Below are 1,610 nucleotides of genomic sequence, written 5' to 3' on the forward strand. Positions count from 1 at the left end.
CGGTCTGGACGGGACTCGAACCCGCGACCTCCTGCGTGACAGGCAGGCATTCTAACCAACTGAACTACCAAACCAGAAGCTTTGTATTGCTGCTTTGCCGTTAAACAAAGCAATTGCGGGAGCAGGATTTGAACCTACGACCTTCGGGTTATGAGCCCGACGAGCTACCAGACTGCTCCATCCCGCGATAAGTAATTACTTTACAGTAATTAAAGGACTGTGATTCTTTTGCTCGCAACAAAAGAGACAGTTAAGGAGGATAAGGGATTCGAACCCTTGCACGGTTTTACCCGCCTGACGGTTTTCAAGACCGTTCCCTTCAGCCGGACTTGGGTAATCCTCCAAAAGTAAAAAATGATCCGTACGGGATTCGAACCCGTGTTACCGCCGTGAAAGGGCGGTGTCTTAACCACTTGACCAACGGACCAATAAAAAACGGAGAAGGAGGGATTTGAACCCTCGCGCCGGTTTCCCGACCTACACCCTTAGCAGGGGCGCCTCTTCAGCCACTTGAGTACTTCCCCAAATGTATGACTACATTTTGATGGGCCTAAATGGACTCGAACCATCGACCTCACGCTTATCAGGCGTGCGCTCTAACCAGCTGAGCTATAGGCCCCAAAAAATAAAAGCTAAAGCGGGTGACGAGAATCGAACTCGCGACAACAGCTTGGAAGGCTGTGGTTTTACCACTAAACTACACCCGCATGGCGGTCTGGACGGGACTCGAACCCGCGACCTCCTGCGTGACAGGCAGGCATTCTAACCAACTGAACTACCAAACCATATTTAGCTTTTATTGCGCTTTTGAAAACAAAAGCAATTGCGGGAGCAGGATTTGAACCTACGACCTTCGGGTTATGAGCCCGACGAGCTACCAGACTGCTCCATCCCGCGATAAGTAATTACTTTACAGTAATTAAAAGACTGTGATTCTTTTGCTCGCAACAAAAGAGACAGTTAAGGAGGATAAGGGATTCGAACCCTTGCACGGTTTTACCCGCCTGACGGTTTTCAAGACCGTTCCCTTCAGCCGGACTTGGGTAATCCTCCATAATAAAACAGATACAATGCCACAATGGACCTTGTAGGACTCGAACCTACGACCGGACGGTTATGAGCCGTCTGCTCTAACCAACTGAGCTAAAGGTCCAGGCTCTTAAAAATCGCGGCGGAGGGGATCGAACCCCCGACCTCCCGGGTATGAACCGGACGCTCTAGCCAGCTGAGCTACACCGCGTAAAAAAGAATCATTTATTCAAATGATATGGAGCCTAGCGGGATCGAACCGCTGACCTCCTGCGTGCAAAGCAGGCGCTCTCCCAGCTGAGCTAAGGCCCCTTTTGAAAAATTATCGGGAAGACAGGATTCGAACCTGCGACCCCTTGGTCCCAAACCAAGTGCTCTACCAAGCTGAGCTACTTCCCGTTATTAAAAAGCGCGCCCAAGAGGAGTCGAACCCCTAACCTTTTGATCCGTAGTCAAACACTCTATCCAATTGAGCTATGGGCGCATATTATGAAATGCCGAGGACCGGAATCGAACCGGTACGGTGATCACTCACCGCAGGATTTTAAGTCCTGTGCGTCTGCCAGTTCCGCCACCCCGGC

16 tRNA genes are annotated in these 1,610 nt (G+C 50.6%); all 16 read right to left on the minus strand.

What is annotated here, in order from left to right:
• Nucleotides 1–74: transfer RNA gene (locus tag A5867_RS16990), tRNA-Asp, on the minus strand.
• A 39-nt stretch (nt 75–113) separates the two neighbouring features.
• Nucleotides 114–187: transfer RNA gene (locus tag A5867_RS16995), tRNA-Met, on the minus strand.
• A gap of 66 nt (nt 188–253) precedes the next feature.
• Nucleotides 254–343: transfer RNA gene (locus A5867_RS17000), tRNA-Ser, on the minus strand.
• A 12-nt stretch (nt 344–355) separates the two neighbouring features.
• Nucleotides 356–427 (minus strand) — tRNA-Glu (locus A5867_RS17005).
• 9 nt (nt 428–436) lie between these two features.
• Nucleotides 437–524: transfer RNA gene (locus A5867_RS17010), tRNA-Ser, on the minus strand.
• Between the two features lie 21 nt (nt 525–545).
• A tRNA-Ile gene (locus tag A5867_RS17015) sits at nt 546–619 on the minus strand.
• A 17-nt stretch (nt 620–636) separates the two neighbouring features.
• Nucleotides 637–707: transfer RNA gene (locus A5867_RS17020), tRNA-Gly, on the minus strand.
• Nucleotide 708: 1 nt separating this feature from the next.
• Nucleotides 709–785 (minus strand) — tRNA-Asp (locus A5867_RS17025).
• A 38-nt stretch (nt 786–823) separates the two neighbouring features.
• Nucleotides 824–897 (minus strand) — tRNA-Met (locus A5867_RS17030).
• A gap of 66 nt (nt 898–963) precedes the next feature.
• Nucleotides 964–1,053 (minus strand) — tRNA-Ser (locus A5867_RS17035).
• A gap of 26 nt (nt 1,054–1,079) precedes the next feature.
• Nucleotides 1,080–1,153: transfer RNA gene (locus A5867_RS17040), tRNA-Ile, on the minus strand.
• 13 nt (nt 1,154–1,166) lie between these two features.
• Nucleotides 1,167–1,240: transfer RNA gene (locus A5867_RS17045), tRNA-Met, on the minus strand.
• A 28-nt stretch (nt 1,241–1,268) separates the two neighbouring features.
• Nucleotides 1,269–1,341: transfer RNA gene (locus A5867_RS17050), tRNA-Ala, on the minus strand.
• 13 nt (nt 1,342–1,354) lie between these two features.
• Nucleotides 1,355–1,428 (minus strand) — tRNA-Pro (locus A5867_RS17055).
• Between the two features lie 11 nt (nt 1,429–1,439).
• Nucleotides 1,440–1,513, minus strand: a tRNA-Arg gene (locus A5867_RS17060).
• 11 nt (nt 1,514–1,524) lie between these two features.
• Nucleotides 1,525–1,610 (minus strand) — tRNA-Leu (locus tag A5867_RS17065).

Origin of the sequence: Enterococcus sp. 6D12_DIV0197, from assembly GCF_002174385.1 — a bacterium.
GTDB classification, from domain to species: domain Bacteria; phylum Bacillota; class Bacilli; order Lactobacillales; family Enterococcaceae; genus Enterococcus_D; species Enterococcus_D casseliflavus.